At 51.1% G+C, this 1001-nt stretch carries 2 protein-coding genes; both read left to right on the top strand.

Translation table 11 applies throughout. The features are described from left to right. Nucleotides 1-353 (top strand): spore germination protein (locus tag QJ48_RS34345; protein ID WP_162238610.1); only part of this gene is annotated, 353 nt, incomplete at its 5' end. After that, nucleotides 354-1001: endospore germination permease (locus QJ48_RS34350; protein WP_157261857.1), on the top strand; the 648-nt coding region annotated here is incomplete at its 3' end. It lies immediately after the preceding gene.

The raw sequence follows: 1001 nt of genomic DNA on the forward strand, positions 1-1001 counted from the left end.
TCGTCAGCAACATTATGGTTATCGTGGTCGCTTCCACGGCGATCGCTTCATTTATTATCCCGAATTACGATATGGCTTCCGGCGTCCGGCTGATTCGGTTCCCGATGATGATCATTGCCTCGATGTTCGGGATTGTGGGCATGGTGATCGGTATGATGACCTTGATCGGGCATTTGATTTCGCTGGAATCGCTGGGCACCCCTTACGGCAACCCGATCGCCCCGATGCGGTTCGCGGATATGAAAGACACGTTCGTTCGTCTGCCCTTATGGCGCATGAAGACGCGTCCCAAGAGCTCACGGGCCGTTAACTCGCAAAGAATGGGCGACAACCATCCGAAAGGTGACGGCTGAATGAAGAAGTATGCATTTAACGAGATCACGCTGATGCAATATATTTTGGCGATTCACGGGATGCAGGTCGGGATAGGCGTGCTCCAGCTCCCCCGTCAGTTGGCGGAGAAGGCAGGAACCGACGGCTGGATATCGCTGGTCATCGGCTGGTTGGTTGCCCTTGCTGTCAGTCTGGTGATCATCCGGGTTATGAAATATTATCCCGAAGGAACGCTGCTGGAGCTCTTGTCCCATTATTTCGGTCGTTGGGCAGGAAAGCTCGGGGCGCTCGTTTTTTGCGCATACTTCTTTTACTTTTTCTTTATTGTCGTTGTCCGGGCCGTGCTTTTTTTGAAGCTGTGGATTTTGCCGCAAACTCCGGATGCGATGATCATGATTTTGTTTCTGATCCCGAGCTACCTCATTGTTACGGCAGGCGTACGGATTATGGGGGGATATGCGGGACTGGTTTTTTTTTTGGCTTTATGGCTTCCGGACTTCTACTTGCTTCCTTTGTTGGGTAGCCACCATTGGCTTCACCTCCTTCCCGTGCTGAAGGGAGGGTGGGAAAAGATCCCTGGGAAATCTCTGACGCCCGGTTTGTTTTTTCTTTGGGTTGGAAAGGGCTTTTTTCTCTATCCCTTTTTGGCAAACAAAACATCTGTTTTC

The sequence above is a fragment of the Paenibacillus sp. A3 genome (genome assembly GCF_001399685.1).
In the GTDB taxonomy this organism is placed as follows: domain Bacteria; phylum Bacillota; class Bacilli; order Paenibacillales; family NBRC-103111; genus Paenibacillus_G.